Raw genomic sequence first — 21,880 nt, 5'->3', positions numbered from 1 at the left:
CCCAAGAGTTCATATCGACGGCGGTGTTTGGCACCTCGATGTCGGCTCATCACATCCTGGGGCTGAAGCCGGTCCCAAGGGTATGGCTGTTCGCCATTTAAAGTGGTACGCGAGCTGGGTTTAGAACGTCGTGAGACAGTTCGGTCCCTATCTGCCGTGGACGTTTGAGATTTGAGAGGGGCTGCTCCTAGTACGAGAGGACCGGAGTGGACGAACCTCTGGTGTTCCGGTTGTCACGCCAGTGGCATTGCCGGGTAGCTATGTTCGGAATAGATAACCGCTGAAAGCATCTAAGCGGGAAACTAGCCTCAAGATGAGATCTCACTGGAACCTTGAGTTCCCTGAAGGGCCGTCGAAGACTACGACGTTGATAGGTTGGGTGTGTAAGCGCTGTGAGGCGTTGAGCTAACCAATACTAATTGCCCGTGAGGCTTGACCATATAACACCCAAGCAATTTGAGTCGAAAGGCCAGATTGCGGTGTGTGAAGACGAGATGAACCGAAAGTTCGACGCTCACAAAACACCGAAAACTGTCACATACCCAATTTGCTGAAGCGAGGCCAACAGGTCACGACTCAGTACCCGAATTTCTTGACGACCATAGAGCATTGGAACCACCTGATCCCATCCCGAACTCAGCAGTGAAACGATGCATCGCCGATGGTAGTGTGGGGTTTCCCCATGTGAGAGTAGGTCATCGTCAAGATTAAATTCCGAAACCCCATTTGCGAAAGCAGATGGGGTTTTGTTTTGGGCGCTCGAAAAGCATGTCCTCTGCAACCGCGAGCTCAATCCCGAAGATCGCCACCCTAAAGCAGGCGTTTCGAACATGCTCAAAGTTTCAAACATCGCTCTATCCAGGGCTTTTCTGGCAGATATCCAAACACCGGTCGAACCTTGCGTGTGATCCAGGTTCACAGGTGGAGCGCCGTATATTTATCCCATTTCATGTACCTCGCGCACATGCGGGCAGCGTCTGAGCTGTTAAGCAAAATAATCCCCGGAAATGGTTCATGCCGCCTGTCCGGAACCGCCCACTGCGGACTATCATGCCGATAGCCCAGTCCCCTCACTGCAAGGAGCCGCTCGGAACGCCGATGCGCCAGATCTGGAAATCTTTTCGAGCCCTTTATTTCGCCTCTTTGATGATGCTGATCGGCTCTGGCCTGCTCAGTACTTATTTGGCCTTGCGCTTGGCGGCGGACCATGTCGACAGCCTGTGGGTGGGTGCGCTGATGGCAGCCAACTACTTTGGCCTGGTGCTGGGTGGCAAGATCGGCCACCGTTTGATTGCTCGTGTCGGGCATATACGCGCCTACGCTACCTGCGCCGGAATCGTCGGCGCGGCTGTGCTGGGCCATGGCTTGATCGATTGGCTGCCTGCCTGGATCGTGCTTCGGATCATCGTGGGCCTGGGGATGATGTGCCAGTACATGGTCATTGAAAGCTGGCTCAATGAGCAGGCAGATGCCAAACAGCGTGGTGTAGTGTTCAGCGGCTATATGATCGCTTCCTACCTCGGCTTGGTGCTGGGCCAACTGATACTGGTGATGCATCCCCATCTGGGGCTTGAACTGCTGATGCTGGTGGCGCTGTGCTTTGCCCTGTGCCTGGTGCCGGTGGCCATGACTCGACGTATTCACCCGGCGCCGCTGCATCCGGCACCGATGGAACCGCGTTTCTTTATCAAGCGTGTACCACAGTCCCTCAGCACGGTGTTGGGTGCCGGCCTGATCGTCGGCTCGTTCTATGGCCTGGCGCCGCTCTATGCGTCCCAGCAGGGGCTGACGACCGAGCAAGTCGGCTTGTTCATGGGATCCTGTATTTTCGCTGGACTGCTCGTACAGTGGCCACTGGGCTGGTTGTCGGACCGCTATGACCGCGCTCTGCTGATCCGCTGCTTCGCCTTGTGCCTGGCGGTGGCGGCGTTGCCCTTGGCGATCATGACTCAGGTACCTTTGGAAGTGCTGTTCGTGGCGGGCTTTTTTTGTTCACTAGTGCAGTTTTGTCTTTACCCGTTGGCCGTGGCTTTTTCCAACGACCACGTAGAAGGTGATCGTCGGGTATCGCTCACGGCCATGTTGCTGGTGACTTACGGAGTGGGTGCCAGCATCGGCCCGCTTCTGGCGGGTGTGGTGATGAAGCTGTTCGGCAGCCAGATGCTGTACGCGTTTTTCAGCTTGTGTGCGTTGATCCTGGTATGGCGTATACGGCCCAAGGCGGTGACCAATTTGCATCAGGTAGACGATGCGCCGCTGCATCACGTTGCAATGCCTGACAGCATGTCCAGTTCACCGCTGGTGGCCGCGCTTGATCCCCGGGTGGATGAACAGGTGGTACAGGAGCAGATGCAGACCACTGTTCCTGACCCGGAACCCGAACCTGCCATCGACGAGCCGGCTGCCGAGATTTCGCCTGAGTCAACCGACCCGGAAGAACATCCCCATGACTTGAGCCGAGCGCGCCCCTGAACGAAAAACGGGCAGATCCTATGAGGGTCTGCCCGTTTTATACTGAGTGTTCAAGGCTTAGAAGTCGTCGTCTTTGTCAAAGCGTCGAGCTTCACGTTGCAGCTGATACACAAAGCGTTCTACCTGGCGCTGCACTAAACCGCTCATGTTATGAAAGCGCACGCCGGCAAAGGTGGTGTTGATCCTGTCTTCGAAATGCAGGTAACGCAACTCGACAGAGGTAGTCATGCTGCCGAATGGCAGCGCGGCGATGAAGCGGTCATAGACCTGGCCCAGTTGCAGGCGTTCGGTAATGTCGCCTTCAAAGCGCAATTTGCACCCAGTGGCCGAAATGTCGAGCAACTTGCCGTTGATCGGAGCCTTGAGCTTTTCGCCACCCAGTTCAATATTGACCAACTGCGCCAACTTCAGGGCCGCGCGGAATGCATCACGACGCTGATGATAGACCACCTCGCTGGGCATGCTGCCCCTGTAGATACGGTGACCGTCCTTCTCGCTGATGCTCAGCGTGCCATTACTGTCCCAGGCAACCCTAACGCCATCATGGAAACCTTCGATGCGGAACGGTTCGCCATTTTCGAGGTGACGCTCACCGTCACGCGGAATCATCTCGTCCAGTACCAGCGTCTTGCTGTCTTTGTCGATATCTACAAGATAGCTTTGGAAGCGTTGGCTGCGCTCATGGAACGTGATGATCAACGGATCATGGCTGTCTTGAAGCATTCGCAGAGTGCTGGCGATTTCCAGAGGCGTGGTAAGAACCTTTGGCGGCTGCGGCGCATCTTCCGCATTGAGGGTGTTGAACACAGTTGTTCCATCTCCAGGCAAAATACGACTACACGCAAGAACCGGCATTTTGCCAGTATGTGGCGCACCTTGGATAGGCCGCGCTGTAAAGCGGTGTCAGGCTTGGCTGCGGGTACTTGGCTTGACCAGGCGTGAAGTGGAACCTTGGGCGTTATACAGAGCTGGGGGCTCACCGCCGTGAAGAATACGTAACTGGTTGGCCGTGGTGGCTTGCTGAAGCTGGATAGACTGGCCGTTGAGCAGGTTGGCTTCCTGGCACAGGGTGAGCAGCTCATTGAGTGCTTTGCTTTGCGTCAGCAACTGATCGCCGACCGAGGAATGACTTGCCAGCTGTGCCAGGCCGTCGTGATCGGCGGGCAGGCCCAGGCTGATGAGAATCTCGCTGCGCTTCTTGCCATGCTGTTCGAGCAGCACAATCAGTGACTGTTTGCGCGCGAGTATTTCTTCGAGCAAAGGCATGTCCCGACCATACAAGGCCAGGGACTCTTCTTTAAGCAGCTCGAGCAATTGTTGCGTCGGCGCCAGATCATCAATGATCAGTTGAAGCAAATGTTCGTCGTGGTGCATGGCTGGCCTTGGGTTTTAAGCGTCCAGAAGCCCAGCGCAGGCCTTTGCCTAGCGCTCGGCTTCGAAGTTAAGCAGCTTGCTGGCTACGCGGTTGCTGTCGACTGTATAAGTGCCATCGGCGATGGCCTGTTTCAACTCGGCCACGCGGGCTTTGTTCACAATCGGCTGATCGCGCAGCGAGTCAGTGACTTTCTGCAACTGTTGAGCCTCATTGCTCAGGTGTACCGACTCCCCACTTTGACTGGCACCCGCCTGTTCTGTCTTGGTCGGCAGGGGCTGGGACTTGGCTTCTACGTTTTCCTTGCCGGCGGTACGCGTAGTGCCTGACGTCGTCGGGGTGTTATTTAAACGGCTGAAATCGATGACCATGATCAAAAAACCTCTGGGTATTTGGACGCTTGCCATGTTTTCGGCAATACCCGGACAAACTTTAGGCGCGAATGACAATAAATCTCCGCACGGGACATTCCATGCACAGTGTAGGAAAACCTGGCGTCCCGTACCAGTAATCTATAACGCCACCTCGACTTGACCTGGAGCTGTCACCCGCGCCTTTATCACACGGTTGGAGTTGAGGTTCTTGACGCGGATCTGTTCGCTCATGCCGCCGTTGGACAGCGCTTCCCCCGGCATTCTTACGTTCAACCCGCCGCTGCTGGCGGATATCACTACCTGGTCACCTTTGCGAATGACTTCAGCCTGCTCCAGATGAACCAGGGTAATCACCTGATCGGTGACCACTGGTCGGGTGAGCCGCTGCCCGATCGCCTGGTCCAGGGAGGTCAGGTAACCCTGATTGATCAGGCTGATATCCCGTTCACGCAGTGCGACATCGTCATCGCCAATGATGCCCGTGCGCTTCAACGGTCGCGCCACCACGACAACGTCGCGAAACAATTTGACTTGAGCCGGCACAAAAACAGTCCAGGGCGAGGCGCCTTCACAACGTACTTTAACGGTCACACGGCCGATGGGCTGGGCCGGGCTTTCCAGGGTGGCTGTCAATTCCTTGTCACACATCGGCATACGCAGGCGCGGGTCCAACTGGTTGACCTGGATTTCATAGCGCCCCGGTGTCTGGGTGGTCTCCAGATAATCTTCTACAGTGTATTCAAGAAAGCCTTGGGTGACGCCGATAAGTAGATCAGGCAGGGTGACGTTGTCGGCGCGAGTGGTGACGCTCGCGCTCCAGACAAGCAGCGCCACTGCGGCGCAGAGCAATCTGCGATACTTTGGGCGGCAAGCGCGTCGGGAAACTGTCGTTTTAATATCCATAGCCAACCAAATAGCAAAGCTCGTGCCGTTTAGTGTTGGGTACGCATCGTACCTCTGGGATTTAGGAGTCTGGGCATGGCAGGTGTAATGGATTCAGTAAACCAGCGCACACAGCTGGTAGGGCAGAATCGCCTGGAGTTGTTGCTTTTTCGCCTGGACGGCAAACAGCTGTACGGGATCAACGTATTTAAAGTGCGTGAAGTGCTGCAGTGTCCCAAGCTGACGATCATGCCCAAGTCCAGTCCGGTGGTGTGTGGCGTAGCCAATATACGTGGCGCGACCATCCCCATTCTTGACTTGGCAATGGCCACCGGCTCCGCGGGTTTGCAAGACCGCGAGAGCCCGTTCGTGATCATTACCGAGTACAACACCAAGACCCAAGGGTTCCTGGTGCGCTCGGTGGAACGTATCGTCAACATGAACTGGGAAGAGATCCATCCGCCGCCCAAGGGCACCGGCCGCGATCACTACCTGACGGCTGTGACGCGGGTGGATAACCAGCTGGTGGAAATCATCGACGTGGAGAAAATCCTCGCCGAGGTCGCGCCCACTTCGGAAACTATTTCCGTTGGGGTAGTCGATGCCGAGACGGCGCACAAGGCGGTGTCCCTGCGCGTGTTGACCGTGGACGACTCCTCGGTTGCGCGCAAGCAGGTCACGCGTTGCCTGCAAACCGTCGGCGTTGAGGTGGTCGCCCTCAATGACGGCCGCCAAGCCCTGGATTATTTGCGCAAGTTGGTGGACGAGGGCAAGAAGCCGGAAGAAGAATTCCTGATGATGATTTCCGATATTGAAATGCCGGAAATGGACGGATACACCCTCACGGCTGAAATACGCAGCGATCCACGCATGCAAAAATTGCACATCATCCTGCATACTTCGTTGTCGGGGGTATTCAACCAGGCCATGGTCAAGAAGGTCGGTGCGGATGACTTCCTGGCCAAGTTCCGGCCTGATGACCTCGCATCCCGGGTAGTCGACCGGATCAAGGCAGCAGATCACAGCTAAGGGGCATTTCCCCTGGCGGTCACACGATTTAAGAGGCGGTATCAGTGTCTACGGGTAATTTGGATTTCGAACAGTTCCGGGTCTTCCTGGAAAAAGCCTGTGGCATATTGCTCGGTGAAAACAAGCAGTACCTGGTATCCAGCCGTCTCAACAAGCTCATGGAGCAGCAGGGCATCAAGTCCCTCGGTGAGTTGGTCCAGCGGATCCAGGGGCAGCCGCGCAGCGGACTCAAGGAGATGGTGGTCGATGCCATGACCACCAACGAAACCCTGTGGTTTCGCGATACCTACCCCTTTGAGGTGCTCAAGAACAAAGTGCTGCCGGAAGCCATCAAGGCCAGCCCGGGCCAGCGCCTGCGTATCTGGTCGGCGGCATGCTCCTCGGGGCAGGAACCGTACTCGATCTCCATGTCCATCGACGAATTCGAACGGACCAACATGGGCCAGTTGAAAGCCGGTGCGCAAATTGTGGCGACGGACCTGTCCGGCAGCATGCTCACCAATTGCAAGACCGGTGAGTACGACAGCCTGGCGCTGGGCCGAGGATTGTCCCAGGAACGCCTGCAGCGCTACTTTGACCCGAAAGGGGCAGGGCGCTGGGCGATCAAGGCACCGATCAAGAACCGCGTCGAGTTCCGCTCGTTCAATTTGCTCGACAGCTACGCCAGCCTGGGCAAGTTCGACATGGTGTTCTGCCGCAACGTGCTGATCTACTTCTCGGCCGAAGTGAAGAAGGACATCCTCTTGCGCATTCATGGCACGCTCAAGCGCGGAGGGTATCTGTTCCTCGGCGCTTCCGAAGCCTTGAACGGCTTGCCGGATCACTACCAGATGGTGCAGTGCAGCCCTGGAATCATCTACCAGGCCAAATAACAAAGTTTGCGCGGTAAAAATGTGGGAGGGGGCTTCCTCCCGATAGCGGTGTGTCATGTCATGAATAGTTGACTGACCCACCGCCATCGGGGGCAAGCCCCCTCCCACATTTGTTTCGCGGCAATTTCAACGGGAGCGGCAATCCTTCCATTGCCGCTTTACTGGCGCCACGCGGAAAGCACTTGCCGCTTTTCTGGCATTGCCACCGGCAATTCCCCCGTAAGCCCTTGATATATGGGGCTTGAGCACATTGGCATGCACCTTGCTATAACCCTGCTAACGAATAGCAGGTCAGCCTAAAGGTTTCCGCCATGAGCATCAGCTTCGATAAAGCGCTCGGTATCCACGAACAAGCCCTGGGCTTCCGCGCCCAGCGTGCCGAAGTCCTGGCTAACAACATTGCCAACGCCGACACCCCGAACTACAAGGCTCGGGACCTGGATTTCTCCGCCGTGCTCGCCGCACAGCAGGACAAAACCAAAAACGGCACCTTCGCCTTGAACATGACGAACAACCGTCATATCGAAGCGCAAGGCCTGAGCAGTGGTGATGAGTCGCTGTTGTACCGCACGCCGATGCAACCGTCGATCGACCAGAACACCGTTGATGCTCAACTGGAACAATCGAACTACGCCGAAAACTCGGTGAACTTCCAGGCCAGCTTTACCCTGCTCAACAGCAAATTCAAAGGGCTGATGTCAGCCCTGCGTGGAGAATAAGCCATGTCCCTGTCCAGTGTTTTCAATATTGCCGGCAGTGGCATGAGCGCGCAGACCACGCGCTTGAACACCGTCGCCAGTAACATCGCCAACGCCGAGACCGTGTCTTCGAGCATTGACCAGACTTACCGTGCCCGTCATCCAGTGTTTGCCACCATGTTCCAGGGCGGCCAGAGCGGCGGCAGTGATTCGCTGTTCCAGAACCAGGATGCCGCAGGGCAAGGCGTGCAGGTGCTCGGTGTGGTCGAAGACCAGAGCAACCTCGAAGCGCGTTACGAGCCTAACCATCCGGCCGCGAACGAAAAGGGTTATGTCTACTACCCCAACGTCAACGTGGTCGAGGAAATGGCCGACATGATCTCCGCCAGCCGTTCGTTCCAGACCAACGCGGAAATGATGAACACCGCCAAAACCATGATGCAGAAGGTCCTGACCCTGGGTCAGTGATAAGGGGCGCCAAATAATGGCCATCGTTGATACCTCGAACAACTCGGCAGTTCAGGACCTGTTCAATTCCAAGGTCAAGGACGCGTCAAACAATGTAGCGAATGTTTCCAAGGCCGCCACCGGCAACCAGGCGTTGGGCAAGGATGCATTCCTGCAACTGCTGGTCACCCAGCTGAAAAATCAGAACCCGTTGTCGCCACAGGATAACGGTGCGTTCGTGGCCCAGTTGGCGCAGTTCAGCAGCCTGGAAGGCATCAACACCCTGAACGACTCGGTAAACAACATCTCCAGCAACTTCAGCTCTTCGCAGGCGCTGCAGGCTTCGTCGCTGGTGGGACGTTCGATCATCACCCAGACCGACAAGGCACTGGTCGATACCAGCAAGAGCATGACCGGCTCGGTGGCGGTGACGGCGGCGACGGGCAACGTCTCGGTCAAGATCACCGACAAGGACGGCAATGTGGTGCGCACCCTCGATATGGGCGCCCAGAGTGCGGGTTCGTCGGACTTTATCTGGGATGGCAAGAACGACAACGGTGAGGTCGCTCCAGCAGGTACTTACACCTTCGCGGCCTCCACCAAGAACGACAAGGGCGACGCGGTGGCCCTGGCCACTTCGCTGCCGGCAACAGTGACCAGCGTGACGCTGAGCAAGACCGGCGGCGAAATGCTGCTCAACCTTGCAGGCGGCATGGGCAGCGTCAAGCTGTCGCAAATTCAGACTATCGGTACATAGAGCCGGCTAACGACGGCAGAGGGAGAGAAACATGTCTTTTAATATCGGCCTTAGCGGCCTCTATGCGGCCAACAAACAACTGGACGTGACCGGCAACAACATCGCCAACGTGGCGACCACGGGCTTCAAATCGTCCCGTGCGGAATTCGCGGACATCTACGCGGCGTCCAAACTGGGCACCGGGCAGAACAGCATCGGCAATGGCGTGAACCTGGCGGCGGTGTCGCAGCAATTCACCCAGGGCGACGTGAATGGCAGCGGCGGCATTCTGGACATGGCGATCCAGGGCGGCGGCTTCTTCGTGCAGAAGGGCAGCGACGGTTCGCTGGAGTACACCCGCAGCGGTGCCTTCCGTGCCGACAAGGACGGCTACATCACCAACAACACCGGTACCTCGCGCCTGCAAGGCTACGCGGCGGATGATGACGGAAAAATCATCAAAGGCGGTCTGACCGATCTGCAACTGAACCTGACGAACCTGCCGCCGAAGGCCTCCACCAAAGTGGACTCCACCAGTAACCTGAACTCTTCGGAGCCAGTGATTGATCAAACCGCCAAGCCGTTCGATCCCACCAAGACCGATACCTTCACCACGCAATACAGCACCACCTTGTACGATTCCCAGGGCAATGCGCACCCGATGGTCCAGTACCTGGTGAAAACCGACGGCAACAAGTGGAATGCCTACACCCTGATCGACGGCCGCAACCCTGATGGTTCGGCTCCGACGGGCACCCCATCGACGGCACCGGTGCCGTCGACCCTGACCTTCGATGGCGCGGGCAAGCTCACCAGTGTGGTGACCAGTGGTGTATCCGATAAGACCCTCACCGTTGCCGGCTGGGTTCCGGGCACAGTGACCAATGGTGTGTGGAAGGCCAACGGTGCGGATGCCAACCCGGGTGGGGTTACCGTCAACATGGCCAACATTACCCAGTACAACTCGGCCACCTACCGTAACCCGCCGGTCACCGACGGCTATGCCACCGGCCAGATCACCGGCCTGAAGATCGACGGCAGCGGCGTGATGTTCGCCACCTTCAGCAACCAGCAGAGCAAGGCCATCGGCCAGATCTCGCTGGCCAGCTTCAACAACGAACAAGGCCTGCAACCTGCCGGCAGCACCACCTGGAAAGAGACCTTCGCTTCGGGCCAACCGGGTTACGACACCCCGCAAGCCGGTACCCTGGGCTCGATCGTGGCCAACTCTCTGGAGAACTCCAACGTCAACCTGACCAATGAGTTGGTGGACCTGATCAAGGCCCAGAGCAACTACCAGGCGAACGCCAAGACCATCTCCACCCAGAGCACCATCATGCAGACGATCATTCAGATGACGTGATGCGCTGGCACTCCACAGAAAGCCCCTCGTAAGAGGGGCTTTTTTGTGCCCGTAGGAAAAGCGCTGGCGACATATAGGGTTACGCGCAGACATGCGCCGCACGGAACGCGGCATGCCCGCCTTGCCACTGATCGGTTCATAGCCGAGAGGTTCAGCAATCAAAGGAGGCGGGGATATGTGGGGTACGGGTGTTTTCTCGGTCGATAGCAATCGAGTAGGGCCGATACCAGGCATGGTTCCGGATCAGTCGAAGCCGTTAGCGCCTGATGCCGACAAGACAGCGGTTAAAACCTTGCTCAACCAGCTGTTTGAGGCACAGCAGTCGGGCAAGACGCAGACGATTCAGGATACGCGCGACAAGTTGAATGCGCTGCGTAAGAAGTTGGGGGATGAGAAGTTCAAGGAGATTCTTGAGCAGCTCAAGAGCGATGTCAGTGAAGCCTGGTGGGCTTGGTTGAAGGCGCTCTTTCCAGAATTGTTTGCGGATGAAGATGGCCCCTCTCCCGCTCCTTCTCCTACGCCGCCAGGTGGTGGTGGTGGTGGTGGTGGTGGTGGTGGTGGTGGTGGCGTGAATCGAGCGGATTTTGGCCCTGCTGAATCGATGAGTAACTTGCCGATCACCAGCGGCGCTAGCCATTTTGACTATAAAGTAGATAACAGCAATCCTGGCGTTGCACCCAAAAATATCTGGAGTGGCTTCAGCCAAGGCTTCACCGGAAATTGTGTCACCGTTTCAGCAATAAAGGCTGCAATGCAGCAGTTCGGCCAAAAACCTACCGATGTGTTTAAAAGTGTAGCGGAGGCGGGTAATGGTTGGGATGTGGTGATGCGAGATGGTGTGCAGGTCCATGTATCCAAAGACGAACTGAAGCAGGCCGCCCGTTTCGCTAATTTCAGAGGCGATGATGCCTCGATGATGACTGATGCGAACTTCATGTATGCCGCAAGTGCCAAGCGGGCGCAGAAGGAAGGGAATGACGGCAAGACCAACCTCAGCTTTTATGAAGCAATGCGCACTCTCAATGATGGAGAGGTGGCTCGTGAAGGTCTGGATCGTTTAGGGCTGCGTGGGCTATATCGGCAAGGCACTCATGCTGATTTCGCCAATGGAAAAATAGGCACTGTGGAATATAAAAACCATTCCATGGCAGTTATCGGTAATCGGGTCGAGCTAGGGGGAGGGCGCGGCGGGGTTCCGGAGCCTGGCATAGTCAGTGTATTTATATAAGCAGTCAAAAGAAAAACCCCGGTAAATCCATTTAAAGCCTGGAGTTACCGGGGTTTTTCATTTGCCTTTAGGCGCTAGCAAGCTCTGCGGCCTATTGGCAAGCCTCACAATCGGGCTCGTCAATCGCACAAGCCTTCGGCACTGGCGCCGGACCGGCCGGAGCGGCGAGTACCGAATCATCACCGTGGTTGCCGCTGGATACAGCGTTCAGCTTGCCGGTGTTGATGGTCGACTTCTCGGTGCTGGTCGCGGCCAGGGCACGCAGGTAATAAGTGGTTTTCAGGCCACGGTACCACGCCATGCGGTAGGTCACGTCGAGCTTCTTGCCCGAAGCGCCGGCAATGTAGAGGTTCAGGGACTGTGCCTGGTCGATCCACTTCTGACGACGGCTGGCGGCGTCAACGATCCACTTGGTGTCCACTTCGAACGCGGTCGCATAGAGCTCTTTGAGTTCCTGCGGGATGCGCTCGATCTGCTGCACCGAACCGTCGTAGTACTTGAGGTCGTTGATCATCACCGAGTCCCACAGGCCGCGGGCTTTCAGGTCGCGGACCAGGTACGGGTTGATCACGGTGAACTCGCCCGACAGGTTCGATTTCACATACAGGTTCTGGTAGGTCGGTTCGATCGACTGCGACACGCCGGTGATGTTGGCGATGGTCGCGGTCGGTGCGATGGCCATGATGTTGGAGTTACGAATACCTTTCTGCACACGGGCACGTACCGGCGCCCAGTCCAGGGATTCGTTGAGGTCAACGTCGATGTACTTCTGGCCACGCTGTTCGATCAGGATCTGTTGCGAGTCCAGCGGCAGGATGCCCTTGGACCACAGCGAACCCTGGAACGTCTCGTAGGCACCGCGCTCGTCGGCCAGATCGCAGGAAGCCTGGATCGCGTAGTAGCTGACCGCTTCCATGGACTTGTCGGCGAACTCGACGGCGGCATCGGAACCGTAAGGAATGTGCTGCAGGTACAAGGCGTCCTGGAAGCCCATGATGCCCAGGCCGACCGGACGGTGCTTGAAGTTGGAGTTCTGCGCCTGCGGCACCGAGTAGTAGTTGATGTCGATCACGTTATCGAGCATGCGTACGGCGGTGTTGACGGTGCGTTCCAGCTTGGCGGTGTCCAGCTTGCCGTTGACGATGTGGTTCGGCAGGTTGATCGAGCCGAGGTTGCAAACGGCGATCTCGTCCTTGTTGGTGTTCAAGGTGATCTCGGTGCACAGGTTCGAGCTGTGCACCACGCCCACGTGCTGCTGCGGGCTGCGCAGGTTGCACGGGTCCTTGAAGGTCAGCCATGGGTGGCCGGTTTCGAACAGCATCGACAGCATCTTGCGCCACAGGTCTTTGGCCTGGATGGTCTTGAACAGCTTAATCTTGCCTGGGTACTGAGCCAGCGCTTCGTAGTACTCGTAGCGCTCCTCGAAGGCCTTGCCGGTCAGGTCGTGCAGGTCCGGGACTTCGGACGGCGAGAACAGGGTCCACTGGCCGTCATCGAAGACACGCTTCATGAACAGGTCAGGGATCCAGTTGGCGGTGTTCATGTCGTGGGTACGACGACGATCATCACCGGTGTTCTTGCGCAGCTCGATGAACTCTTCGATGTCCATGTGCCAGGTTTCCAGGTAGGCACACACAGCGCCTTTGCGCTTGCCACCCTGGTTCACGGCAACGGCGGTGTCGTTCACCACTTTCAGGAACGGCACAACGCCCTGGGATTTACCATTGGTGCCCTTGATGTACGAACCCAGTGCACGCACCGGGGTCCAGTCGTTGCCCAGGCCACCGGCGAATTTGGACAACATGGCGTTGTCGTGGATCGCGTGGTAGATGCCCGACAGGTCATCCGGCACGGTGGTCAGGTAGCAGCTGGACAGTTGTGGACGCAGGGTGCCGGCGTTGAACAGGGTCGGGGTCGACGACATGTAGTCGAAGGACGACAACAGGTTGTAGAACTCGATCGCACGGTCTTCCTTGTGCTTCTCTTCGATCGCCAGGCCCATGGCCACGCGCATGAAGAACACTTGCGGCAGTTCGAAGCGGATCCCGTCCTTGTGGATGAAGTAACGGTCGTACAGGGTTTGCAGGCCCAGGTAAGTGAACTGCTGGTCACGCTCGTGGTTGATCGCCTTGCCGAGTTTTTCCAGGTCGAAGGTGGCCAGGATCGGGTTGAGCAATTCGAATTCGATACCCTTGGCGATGTAGGCAGGCAGGGCCTTGGCGTACAGGTCGGCCATCTCGTGGTGGGTGGCGCTGTCGGCCACGCCCAGGAAGCCCAGGCCTTCGGCACGCAGGGTGTCCATCAGCAGGCGCGCGGTGACGAACGAGTAGTTCGGCTCGCGTTCAACCAGCGTACGGGCGGTCATTACCAGGGCGGTGTTGACATCGGTCAGGGCCACGCCGTCGTACAGGTTCTTCAGGGTTTCGCGCTGGATCAGGTCACCGTCGACTTCTTCCAGGCCTTCGCAGGCCTCGGTGATGATGGTGTTCAGGCGGCCCAGGTCCAGCGGCGCAAAGCTGCCATCGGCCAGGGTGATGCGGATCGAAGGGTGCGCTTGCACGGCGTCGGCGGATGGCGCGTGTACGGCACGTTCCTTGGCGCGCGAATCGCGGTAGATCACGTAGTCACGGGCAACTTTCTGCTCGCCGGCACGCATCAGGGCCAGTTCGACCTGGTCCTGGATTTCTTCGATGTGGATAGTGCCGCCTGAAGGCATGCGACGCTTGAAGGTCGCGGTGACCTGTTCGGTCAAGCGGGCAACGGTGTCGTGGATGCGCGACGAAGCGGCAGCGGTGCCGCCTTCAACTGCAAGAAACGCTTTGGTGATGGCGACGGTGATTTTGTCATCGGTATAAGGAACGACAGTGCCGTTACGCTTGATCACGCGCAATTGGCCAGGTGCAGTGGCGGACAGATCCAGGTTCGAATCAGCGGCCTGCGGCACGGAGCCCTGCGGGTTCTCGCGAGTTGTGTCGGTTTGCATGGGGGGTTGTCTCCACGTTCTATATTTGATTGCGAGTGCCAGGCTTTCCTGCAACACCCGTACCGTTTTCCATGTCATGGATGAAAAACAGCTGCCATCCGCGTGAGCGGTTTGGTCTACTGAAAATCGTTTGGTTCCACGCTTCGCCAGCAATAAAACGCTTGAATTTCGAGCCGCTTATGTGGTTGGGCGTCTTTCTCAAAAACCCTACATGTAGGGTCTGGTGAAGTGCCGAGGTACAAGATAATGCGTTTTACGGGTGTTAGCAACGCACTAACCTGTGGATAACACTGTGAGTAAAATGTGTAAGAAACGTTGAATGGGCGTGTAGGCCGCATTACTGCTGGATTGCGCCGTTTGTCATTAAATGTTTCGAGCGCAAAACAAGTTGGCGGTTTTCGAAGGGCGCGAACCCTACCACAAAAAAACGGCATGACCGAATGGATTTCCCGGCTTGTGCTTATGGGTTGGCCCATGGCTACAATCGACCCTCGTTATGCCCTCAATACATGACAAACAGGCTGTGCCTGGACCGTCTCGGCCAGAAGAATTTCCTATAACAATGAGGACATCCCATGGGGCACGAACCCTGGCAGATATTGATCGTCGAGGATGACGAACGCTTGGCCGAACTGACCCGCGAATACCTGGAAAGCAATGGCCTGCGGGTATCGGTAGAGAACGACGGTGCCGTGGCGGCGGCGCGCGTTATCGCCGAACAACCGGACCTGGTGATCCTCGACCTGATGCTGCCGGGCGAAGACGGCCTGAGCATCTGCCGCAAGGTACGCCAGCGCTATGACGGCGTGATTCTGATACTGACGGCGCGTACCGATGACATGGACCAGGTACTCGGCCTGGACATGGGCGCCGATGACTACGTGTGCAAACCCGTGCGCCCGCGCCTGTTGCTGGCGCGTATCCAGGCCCTGCTGCGGCGCAGCGAACCGGCGTCAGCGGTGGTGGTGGAACACCAGCGCCGCCTGCAATTCGGCCCGCTGGTGGTGGACAGCGCTTTGCGCGAGGCCTGGCTGCACCAAAATGGCATCGAACTGACCAGCGCCGAGTTCGACCTGCTATGGCTGCTGGTGGCCAATGCCGGGCGCATTCTCTCGCGCGAAGAAATTTTCATCGCCCTGCGCGGCGTCGGCTACGACGGCCAGGATCGTTCGATTGATGTGCGCATCTCACGTATTCGTCCCAAGATCGGCGACGATCCGATCCACCCGCGCCTGATCAAGACCATCCGCAGCAAAGGCTACTTGTTCGTGCCCGAAGCCGCTGCCGACATGCCGCTGTGAACTCGATCTTCCTGCGTATCTACGGCGGTATGTGCGCCGCGCTGATCCTGGTCGCGCTGCTGGGTGTGCTGGCCCTGCACTTGCTCAACGATGTGCGCAGCGGCCAATACCGCGAGCGCCTGGCCCACGGCACGTTCGCGCTGATGGGCGACAATCTGCAGCCCATGAGCGCCATCGAGCGCCAGCGTGCATTGGCCGTGTGGGAGCGATTGCTGGGCATTCCGCTCGAGTTGCGCACCTTCACCGACGCACAACTGGACATGAGCCAGCGCAAGCGCCTGCAGCGCGGTCAGGTCCTGGTTGAGCAGACAGGCCCGCATGCGGCGCGGGTGGTGCGTCTGGTCAGCGAACAGGAACAACTGGTGCTCACCGGCGAAGTGCAGCAGATCAGCGAGCAATTGGCCCGCGCCACTATCTACCTGCTGGCCGACGAACTGGTACGGTTTGCGGTGGCCGAGCAGCCGCAACGTCTGGCTGACCTCAAGCAAGCCAAGGGCTTCGGTTTCGAGATGCACCTGATGACCCTCGACCAGGCCGATATGGACGATGACCAGCGCCGTCGCGTGGCGGAAGGCGATACGGTGATGGCCCTGGGCAAGGGCGGTGATTCGATTCGCGTGTTTGCCGGCATGGTCGGCACGCCCTGGGTGCTGGAGATCGGCCCGCTGTATCAAATGAACCCATACCCGGCGCAATGGCTGATCCTGATCGCCTTGATCGGCCTGACCCTGATCGGCCTGATCGTCTACCTGTTGGTGCGCCAGCTCGAGCGCCGGCTCAAGGGCCTGGAGGCGGCGGCCACGCGCATCGCCCAGGGCAATCTGGAGGTCCGCGTACCGGCGCGAGGCGTCGATTCGGTGGGACGGTTGGCGGCGGCGTTCAACGGCATGGCCGAACACTTGCAGCAATTGCTGGCGATTCAGCGTGAACTGGTGCGCGCAGTCTCCCACGAGTTGCGCACGCCGGTCGCGCGCCTGCGCTTCGGCCTGGAGATGCTGGGCGAGGCCACCACCGCCGAGGCCCGGCGCAAATACCTGGAGGGCATGGATGGCGATATCCAGGACCTCGATGGCCTGGTCGATGAAATGCTCACTTACGCGCGCCTGGAACAGGGCGCGCCGGCATTGAGTTTCCAGCGCATCGACCTCGATGCGCTGCTCGACCAGGTGATCGGCGAATTGTCGCCACTGCGCCCGCAGGTCAGCGTCACCCGGGGGATTTGCCCGTCACCGGCGCATCCGGCGGACGCCTGGGTCGATGCCGAACCCCGCTACCTGCATCGCGCGCTGCAGAACCTGGTCAGCAACGCCATGCGCCACGCCAAGGGCCAGGTGTTGATCAGTTATCAGGTCGGGCAGGTGCGTTGCCGTATCGACGTGGAAGACGATGGCCCCGGCATACCGGAAAGCGCATGGGAACGTGTGTTCACCCCGTTCCTGCGCCTGGACGACAGCCGCACCCGCGCCTCGGGCGGGCACGGCCTGGGGTTGTCGATTGTGCGACGGATTATCTATTGGCACGGCGGGCGGGCGTTGATCAGCAAGAGCCACAACCTGGGCGGGGCGTGCTTCAGTCTGAGTTGGCCCAGAGAACAGGGAAAACCCTGACACCGCCATCGGGGGCAAGCCCCCTCCCACATTTGGAATGCACTCCCCTGTGGGAGGGGGCTTGCCCCCGATAGCGGTCTATCAGGCGCCAACCGCCACCAGGCTCAACAACTGCTCCCCATCCACCCTGAACTGCCCCTCCAATTGCTTGCCATGACACCACTCACTGGACAGGTCCGTCAGCAACCGCAGCCGCACATACCCAGCCTGCGACCATTCCACCACCTCGGCATGCTCAAAGTAAAAACGCTTGCGTACGATAGGGTAGAGCGCCTTGAAAAGACTCTCCTTGACCGAAAACGTCAGCGTCACCAGCAGGGCGGTCTGCTCGCGCGGCAGGCTGGCCAGTCGGTGCACTTCATCGGCGGTAAGAATCTCCCCCGCCAGGCGTTCCGCCCGCTCCAGCGTCAGCAGGTGCTCCAGGTCCATTCCCAGCCCGCGCCACTGCGCCTTGTGCCCGACGATCGCCGCGGCGTGGCCGGTGCTGTGGGTGATAGAGCCACTGATATGCCCCGGCCACATCGGCGCGCGGTCTTCGCCAATGGCCGGCACGCAATCGAGGTTATCGAGGCGCCGCAGCGCTTCGCGGGCGCACAGGCGGCCGGCGAGGAATTCTGCCTGGCGCTTGGCCACCGAGCGCTGGATGCTCGCCGGCGGCGGCACGGCGCTGCGCTGGAAATCCGCGGGGTTTAATAAGGCCGGGTCGAATCGCGTGCTCAGAAACACCGTGCCCGGCAAGGGAGCAGGCAGCGGCCAATGGGCGTCGAGTGGGGTACAGCAGGCGGGTAGAGGCGTCATGCGCGACATTTTGCCGAGTTGGCGCGTCAGTGCATAGCCCGTAGTGATAGTCCGTGGTGTGTGGCCCCGTTGCGGTTCAGGTCGGGTTCAGAGCTCGTTCAGGGGGAGTTCAGGGGCGCTTGCGTAGTGTGGACCCCACAGCCTGAACGCTTACGAGGTAACCACCATGACTGCGATCAAGAAACTGCTGTTGGCCTTGACCATGCTCAGTGCCACTGCCGGTGTGCAAGCCAGCGATAGCACGTTTTCCGCCTTTGGCCGAGAGAAAGGCAAAAAAGCCAGCAACCTGATCCATCGCGTCAGCTTCGAAGAGGTGAGCGTTCAGGCCGCGCCGTGGGGCCAGTCGCTGGTCACAGTGCTTCAATCGGATTACCGCACCGGTTACGCGCCTCTGTCTGGTCAATACAATGGCATTAAACTGCGCCCGCAAGACCTGCAGGGCCGCTATGATATCCCTCGCTCGGACTGTTGAATTGCCTTGGAGAGCCTTATGAAATTGCTGGTGGTGGAAGATGAGGCGCTGTTGCGCCATCACCTGTTTACCCGCCTGACCGACAGCGGCCACGTGGTCGAAGCCGTGGCCAATGCCGAGGAAGCCCTGTACCAGACCGGCCAATTCAACCATGACCTGGCGATCATCGACCTGGGCCTGCCCGGCATGGGCGGCCTGGACCTGATCCGGCAACTGCGCACCCAGGCCAAGACTTTCCCGATCCTGATCCTGACCGCCCGCGGCAACTGGCAAGACAAGGTTGAAGGCCTGGCTGCCGGTGCCGACGACTACGTGGTCAAACCGTTCCAGTTCGAGGAACTGGAGGCGCGGATGAACGCCTTGCTGCGCCGCTCCAGCGGTTTTACCCAATCCACCATCGTCGCCGGGCCCCTGCTGCTGGACCTCAATCGCAAGCAAGCCTCGCTGGACGAACAACCGCTGGCGCTGACCGCCTATGAGTACCGCATCCTCGAATACCTGATGCGTCATCATCAACAGGTGGTGGCCAAGGACCGCTTGATGGAGCAGCTCTACCCCGATGACGACGAGCGCGACCCGAACGTCATCGAAGTGCTGGTCGGGCGCCTGCGCCGCAAGCTGGAAGGCCCGGCCGGGTTCAAGCCGATCGACACCGTGCGCGGCCTGGGCTACCTGTTCAATGAGCGCTGCCGTTGATTCGCTCGCTTCGTGTGCGTCTGATGCTGGCCGCCGCCACCCTGGCGGTGCTGTTCATGCTGGGGTTGTTGCCCGCCATGCAAGGTGCTTTCAGCCTGGCGCTGCAGGATTCCATCGAGCAGCGCCTGGCGTCGGATGTCACCACCCTGATCTCGGCGGCCCGCGTGGAAAATAACCGGCTGCTCATGCCGGCGCAGTTGCCCGATGAACGTTTCAACCTGACCGACAGCCGCCTGCTCGGCTATATCTATGACCGGGAAGGCCACCTGGTATGGCGCTCGCGGGCGACCCAGGAAAAAAACATCAACTACAAGCCGCGCTACGATGGGCGCGGCAATGAATTTGCGCGCATTCGTGAGGCCAACGGCCAGGAGTTCTTCGTTTATGACGTCGAGGTGCGGCTGCTGGGCGGCAAGAGCGCGGCGTTCAGCATCGTCGCCCTGCAACCGGTGCGCGAGTACCAACTGACCCTCGAAGGCCTGCGCGAAAATCTCTACCTGGGGTTCGGCGCGGCGTTGCTGGTGCTGTTGACGTTGCTCTGGCTCGGCCTGACCTGGGGCCTGCAGGCCCTGCGGCGCTTGAGTCAGGAGCTGGACCAGATCGAAGGCGGCACCCGCGAAAGCCTCAGCGAAGAGCATCCCCGGGAACTGCTGCGCCTCACCGGTTCCCTCAACCGTCTGCTGCACAGCGAACGTGAGCAGCGGGCGCGCTACCGCGATTCCCTGGATGACCTCGCCCATAGCCTTAAAACCCCGCTGGCAGTGTTGCAGGGGGTGAGCGAAGACATGGCCCAGCGCCCCGAAGAGCGCAGCCAGGCCTGGGTGCTGCAATCGCAGATCGAGCGCATGAGCCAGCAGATCGGCTACCAATTGCAGCGCGCCAGCCTGCGCAAAAGCGGCCTGGTCCGTCACCAGGTACGCCTGGAACCGGTGCTGCAAAGCCTGTGCGACACGTTGGACAAGGTTTACCGAGACAAGCGCGTCACCGTGTCCCTCGACCTGCCGGAGGCGTGCGACGTGCCCATCGAGAAAGGCGCCCTGCTCGAGATGCTCGGCAACCTGCTGGAAAACGCCTACCGCCTATGCGTGAAGCAAGTACGTATCAGCCTCGTGGAACACCCGGACGGCAGTGAGCTGTGCATCGAAGACGATGGTCCCGGAGTGCCCCCGGACCAGCGCGCACGGATCCTGCAGCGCGGCGAACGGCTTGATCGCCAGCACCCGGGGCAGGGCATCGGGTTGGCGGTGGTCAAGGACATCATCGAGAGCTATCACGCGCGGTTGACCCTGGGCGATTCGGCGCTGGGTGGGGCGGCGTTCAGGATTCACTTTCCGGCCTTGTGAGGGGCTGGCAAGCTCCCTTTAACTCTCCTGCGCGCGATACGCCCCCGGCGTCAACCCGGTCCATTTCTTGAACGCTCGATGAAAGGCTGACGGTTCCGAGAATCCCAACTGTTCTGCAATGTCCTGCAAGGACAAGTCCGCTCGCCCCAAGTGGTAGATGGCGATATCGCGTCGTAACTCATCCTTCAACGCTTGAAAGCTGCTGCCCTCTTCACGCAGATGCCGGCGCAGGGTCTGAGGGCTGATATGCAAGTGCTCGGCGACCGCCTCCAGGTCTGGCCAAGGCGTGCGGTCGCGGCTCAGCAAGCGGCGCAGTTGGCTGCTCAAGCTGTCGCCCTCATCCGGTCGAGACAACAAGTCGGCGGGGGAGCGCTGTAAAAAGTGCTTGAGGGTGCGTTCATCCTGCAGCAGCGGCAGGTTCAGGTAACGGCTGGGAAACACCAGGCTGCTGCTCGGTGCCGCAAATACCTGGGGGCATGGAAACAGCAGGTCGTATTCACCGGCGTGGGCCGGCATCGGATAACGGAAGGTGACCTGATGCAGCCGAATACGCTGGCCGATCAACCAACTGCCCAGACGGTGCCAGATCACCAGCAGGCATTCACTGAGAAAGTGGTCAGGGTCCCAGAGCGGCGAGTCGTCCAGGCTCAAGCGAACGCTATCGCCTTCGCGTGTGAGCTGCCAGCGCGGGCCGTCGGGGAACAGGCCATAAAATAACAGGCCGCGTTCCAGTGCCTTACCCAGTGTGCGGCAATGAATCAGCGCGTGACACATCATGGCGAACGTGCCGCGCCTGCTCGGCGCCTGGGCGAACCCCAGGTATTCGTCATCCAGCGCCAGCCAGAGCATTTGCAGCAATCGGGTAAATTGCTCCGGGGCGATACGCGCACGGGGTTCGTTCAGCAGCTCGGGCGTGATCCCCACCTGCTGCAACAGGCCCGAGTAGTCGTAGCCGGCCCGACGCGCCCCGCCTAGGGCAGCGCGGGCGAAGTGACTGGCGATGGTGCGTTCACGCATGACAGGGCCTCGTCCATGGAGTGGCCGATGGTAGCCATCACCCGGTGGGGTCACAAGGCGGATATCCGCCAAATTGTAGGACGAGGCGTGGCGAGTCGGCGGAAATCCGCCACCTTGTTTTGCGCCTGACCGGTCTCGGCAAGCCCCTGCCCCTGATGTCCAAAGGCTTTGGCCGGTTTCAAGCAAAGTG

General features: G+C 59.2%; 20 protein-coding genes and 2 rRNA genes (1 of these 22 cut by a window edge). 15 read left to right on the top strand and 7 right to left on the bottom strand.

The annotated features are described in order from the left end of the window. The 3 genes from MRY17_RS19450 to MRY17_RS19440 all read left to right on the top strand — a co-directional run. Window positions 1-440 (top strand): 23S ribosomal RNA (locus MRY17_RS19450); it begins 2,452 nt to the left of the window's first position. 151 nt (window positions 441-591) lie between these two features. Further along, a 5S ribosomal RNA gene (gene rrf, locus MRY17_RS19445) occupies window positions 592-707 on the top strand. A gap of 391 nt (window positions 708-1,098) precedes the next feature. Then, window positions 1,099-2,472, top strand: a complete 1,374-nt coding sequence (locus tag MRY17_RS19440; protein ID WP_243352715.1) for an MFS transporter — start codon at window positions 1,099-1,101, stop codon at window positions 2,470-2,472. A 57-nt stretch (window positions 2,473-2,529) separates the two neighbouring features. Here MRY17_RS19440 and MRY17_RS19435 read toward each other — a convergent pair whose 3' ends face one another. The 4 genes from MRY17_RS19435 to flgA form a co-directional block, all read right to left on the bottom strand. After that, window positions 2,530-3,279: a flagellar brake protein gene (locus tag MRY17_RS19435; RefSeq protein WP_057726462.1), complete on the bottom strand. Its 750-nt coding sequence runs from the start codon at window positions 3,277-3,279 to the stop codon at window positions 2,530-2,532. A gap of 96 nt (window positions 3,280-3,375) precedes the next feature. After that, the gene (locus MRY17_RS19430) at window positions 3,376-3,846 is read right to left on the bottom strand and encodes a flagella synthesis protein FlgN (protein WP_181283050.1); all 471 of its coding nucleotides are present in this window, start codon (window positions 3,844-3,846) and stop codon (window positions 3,376-3,378) included. A 48-nt stretch (window positions 3,847-3,894) separates the two neighbouring features. Beyond that, complete coding sequence (gene flgM, locus MRY17_RS19425; RefSeq protein ID WP_181283051.1) at window positions 3,895-4,215, bottom strand: flagellar biosynthesis anti-sigma factor FlgM; 321 nt, start codon at window positions 4,213-4,215, stop codon at window positions 3,895-3,897. Between the two features lie 141 nt (window positions 4,216-4,356). Then, the gene (flgA, locus tag MRY17_RS19420) at window positions 4,357-5,121 is read right to left on the bottom strand and encodes a flagellar basal body P-ring formation chaperone FlgA (RefSeq protein WP_243352714.1); all 765 of its coding nucleotides are present in this window, start codon (window positions 5,119-5,121) and stop codon (window positions 4,357-4,359) included. 75 nt (window positions 5,122-5,196) lie between these two features. Between flgA and MRY17_RS19415 the strand changes: the two genes are divergently transcribed. The 7 genes from MRY17_RS19415 to MRY17_RS19385 all read left to right on the top strand — a co-directional run bounded on the left by MRY17_RS19415 (window position 5,197) and on the right by MRY17_RS19385 (window position 11,473). Beyond that, window positions 5,197-6,129: a chemotaxis protein CheV gene (locus tag MRY17_RS19415; RefSeq protein WP_181283053.1), complete on the top strand. Its 933-nt coding sequence runs from the start codon at window positions 5,197-5,199 to the stop codon at window positions 6,127-6,129. Window positions 6,130-6,173: 44 nt separating this feature from the next. After that, entirely contained in the window at window positions 6,174-7,001 is an 828-nt protein-coding gene (gene cheR / locus MRY17_RS19410) for a protein-glutamate O-methyltransferase CheR (RefSeq protein ID WP_124359486.1), read from the top strand. A 311-nt stretch (window positions 7,002-7,312) separates the two neighbouring features. Then, window positions 7,313-7,720 carry a flagellar basal body rod protein FlgB gene (gene flgB / locus MRY17_RS19405; protein WP_104504434.1) on the top strand — a complete coding sequence of 136 codons (408 nt, stop codon included), beginning with the start codon at window positions 7,313-7,315 and terminating at the stop codon, window positions 7,718-7,720. A 3-nt stretch (window positions 7,721-7,723) separates the two neighbouring features. Beyond that, the gene (gene flgC / locus MRY17_RS19400) at window positions 7,724-8,167 is read left to right on the top strand and encodes a flagellar basal body rod protein FlgC (RefSeq protein ID WP_024076985.1); all 444 of its coding nucleotides are present in this window, start codon (window positions 7,724-7,726) and stop codon (window positions 8,165-8,167) included. A gap of 16 nt (window positions 8,168-8,183) precedes the next feature. Further along, window positions 8,184-8,903: a flagellar hook assembly protein FlgD gene (gene flgD / locus MRY17_RS19395; RefSeq protein WP_104504433.1), complete on the top strand. Its 720-nt coding sequence runs from the start codon at window positions 8,184-8,186 to the stop codon at window positions 8,901-8,903. A 31-nt stretch (window positions 8,904-8,934) separates the two neighbouring features. Beyond that, window positions 8,935-10,245: a flagellar hook protein FlgE gene (flgE, locus tag MRY17_RS19390; RefSeq protein ID WP_181283054.1), complete on the top strand. Its 1,311-nt coding sequence runs from the start codon at window positions 8,935-8,937 to the stop codon at window positions 10,243-10,245. A gap of 175 nt (window positions 10,246-10,420) precedes the next feature. Further along, entirely contained in the window at window positions 10,421-11,473 is a 1,053-nt protein-coding gene (locus MRY17_RS19385; protein ID WP_243352713.1) for a hypothetical protein, read from the top strand. A gap of 91 nt (window positions 11,474-11,564) precedes the next feature. On the opposite strand, the gene MRY17_RS19380 is transcribed toward MRY17_RS19385, so the two are convergent. After that, complete coding sequence (locus MRY17_RS19380; RefSeq protein ID WP_191952256.1) at window positions 11,565-14,456, bottom strand: ribonucleoside-diphosphate reductase subunit alpha; 2,892 nt, start codon at window positions 14,454-14,456, stop codon at window positions 11,565-11,567. 575 nt (window positions 14,457-15,031) lie between these two features. Between MRY17_RS19380 and MRY17_RS19375 the strand changes: the two genes are divergently transcribed. Both MRY17_RS19375 and MRY17_RS19370 read left to right on the top strand, forming a co-directional pair. Beyond that, a complete protein-coding gene (locus MRY17_RS19375) occupies window positions 15,032-15,757 on the top strand; it encodes a response regulator (protein WP_181283056.1) in 726 nt (241 codons plus the stop codon). Next, the gene (locus MRY17_RS19370) at window positions 15,754-17,364 is read left to right on the top strand and encodes an ATP-binding protein (RefSeq protein ID WP_243352712.1); all 1,611 of its coding nucleotides are present in this window, start codon (window positions 15,754-15,756) and stop codon (window positions 17,362-17,364) included. The genes MRY17_RS19375 and MRY17_RS19370 overlap by 4 nt, the downstream gene beginning before the upstream one ends. An 81-nt stretch (window positions 17,365-17,445) precedes the next feature. Here MRY17_RS19370 and MRY17_RS19365 read toward each other — a convergent pair whose 3' ends face one another. After that, on the bottom strand, window positions 17,446-18,162 hold the full coding sequence (locus MRY17_RS19365) for a 4'-phosphopantetheinyl transferase family protein (protein WP_243352711.1): 717 nt from the start codon (window positions 18,160-18,162) through the stop codon (window positions 17,446-17,448). Window positions 18,163-18,328: 166 nt separating this feature from the next. On the opposite strand from MRY17_RS19365, the gene MRY17_RS19360 reads away from it, so the two are divergent. Genes MRY17_RS19360 through MRY17_RS19350 form a run of 3 tightly spaced genes read left to right on the top strand, consistent with a single transcriptional unit; the run spans window position 18,329 to window position 20,673 of the window. Continuing rightward, on the top strand, window positions 18,329-18,634 hold the full coding sequence (locus MRY17_RS19360; RefSeq protein ID WP_191952253.1) for a hypothetical protein: 306 nt from the start codon (window positions 18,329-18,331) through the stop codon (window positions 18,632-18,634). An 18-nt stretch (window positions 18,635-18,652) separates the two neighbouring features. Further along, complete coding sequence (locus MRY17_RS19355; RefSeq protein WP_010208358.1) at window positions 18,653-19,330, top strand: response regulator; 678 nt, start codon at window positions 18,653-18,655, stop codon at window positions 19,328-19,330. Continuing rightward, entirely contained in the window at window positions 19,327-20,673 is a 1,347-nt protein-coding gene (locus tag MRY17_RS19350) for an ATP-binding protein (RefSeq protein WP_181283060.1), read from the top strand. Before MRY17_RS19355 ends, MRY17_RS19350 begins: the two co-directional genes overlap by 4 nt. Window positions 20,674-20,691: 18 nt before the next feature. Here MRY17_RS19350 and MRY17_RS19345 read toward each other — a convergent pair whose 3' ends face one another. Next, window positions 20,692-21,690 (bottom strand): AraC family transcriptional regulator, encoded by a 999-nt coding sequence (locus MRY17_RS19345; protein WP_181283061.1) that lies wholly within the window; start codon window positions 21,688-21,690, stop codon window positions 20,692-20,694. Window positions 21,691-21,880: the final 190 nt, after the last annotated feature.

Source organism: Pseudomonas orientalis (assembly GCF_022807995.1).
Lineage (GTDB): Bacteria > Pseudomonadota > Gammaproteobacteria > Pseudomonadales > Pseudomonadaceae > Aquipseudomonas > Aquipseudomonas orientalis_B.
Note: the sequence above shows the minus strand (reverse complement) of the source record. Positions and strands in the feature narration are given on the sequence as shown.

What these genes read in the sequence shown, in the direction of transcription:
- flgM (WP_181283051.1), bottom strand. Translation starts at nt 4,215, where the DNA reads ATGGTCATCGATTTCAGCCGTTTAAATAACACCCCGACGACGTCAGGC.
- flgB (WP_104504434.1), top strand. Translation starts at nt 7,313, where the DNA reads ATGAGCATCAGCTTCGATAAAGCGCTCGGTATCCACGAACAAGCCCTG.
- flgE (WP_181283054.1), top strand. Translation starts at nt 8,935, where the DNA reads ATGTCTTTTAATATCGGCCTTAGCGGCCTCTATGCGGCCAACAAACAA.
- MRY17_RS19440 (WP_243352715.1), top strand. Translation starts at nt 1,099, where the DNA reads ATGCGCCAGATCTGGAAATCTTTTCGAGCCCTTTATTTCGCCTCTTTG.
- flgC (WP_024076985.1), top strand. Translation starts at nt 7,724, where the DNA reads ATGTCCCTGTCCAGTGTTTTCAATATTGCCGGCAGTGGCATGAGCGCG.
- MRY17_RS19430 (WP_181283050.1), bottom strand. Translation starts at nt 3,846, where the DNA reads ATGCACCACGACGAACATTTGCTTCAACTGATCATTGATGATCTGGCG.
- MRY17_RS19385 (WP_243352713.1), top strand. Translation starts at nt 10,421, where the DNA reads ATGTGGGGTACGGGTGTTTTCTCGGTCGATAGCAATCGAGTAGGGCCG.
- MRY17_RS19355 (WP_010208358.1), top strand. Translation starts at nt 18,653, where the DNA reads ATGAAATTGCTGGTGGTGGAAGATGAGGCGCTGTTGCGCCATCACCTG.
- flgA (WP_243352714.1), bottom strand. Translation starts at nt 5,121, where the DNA reads ATGGATATTAAAACGACAGTTTCCCGACGCGCTTGCCGCCCAAAGTAT.
- MRY17_RS19345 (WP_181283061.1), bottom strand. Translation starts at nt 21,690, where the DNA reads ATGCGTGAACGCACCATCGCCAGTCACTTCGCCCGCGCTGCCCTAGGC.
- MRY17_RS19365 (WP_243352711.1), bottom strand. Translation starts at nt 18,162, where the DNA reads ATGACGCCTCTACCCGCCTGCTGTACCCCACTCGACGCCCATTGGCCG.
- MRY17_RS19415 (WP_181283053.1), top strand. Translation starts at nt 5,197, where the DNA reads ATGGCAGGTGTAATGGATTCAGTAAACCAGCGCACACAGCTGGTAGGG.
- flgD (WP_104504433.1), top strand. Translation starts at nt 8,184, where the DNA reads ATGGCCATCGTTGATACCTCGAACAACTCGGCAGTTCAGGACCTGTTC.
- MRY17_RS19375 (WP_181283056.1), top strand. Translation starts at nt 15,032, where the DNA reads ATGGGGCACGAACCCTGGCAGATATTGATCGTCGAGGATGACGAACGC.
- MRY17_RS19360 (WP_191952253.1), top strand. Translation starts at nt 18,329, where the DNA reads ATGACTGCGATCAAGAAACTGCTGTTGGCCTTGACCATGCTCAGTGCC.
- MRY17_RS19380 (WP_191952256.1), bottom strand. Translation starts at nt 14,456, where the DNA reads ATGCAAACCGACACAACTCGCGAGAACCCGCAGGGCTCCGTGCCGCAG.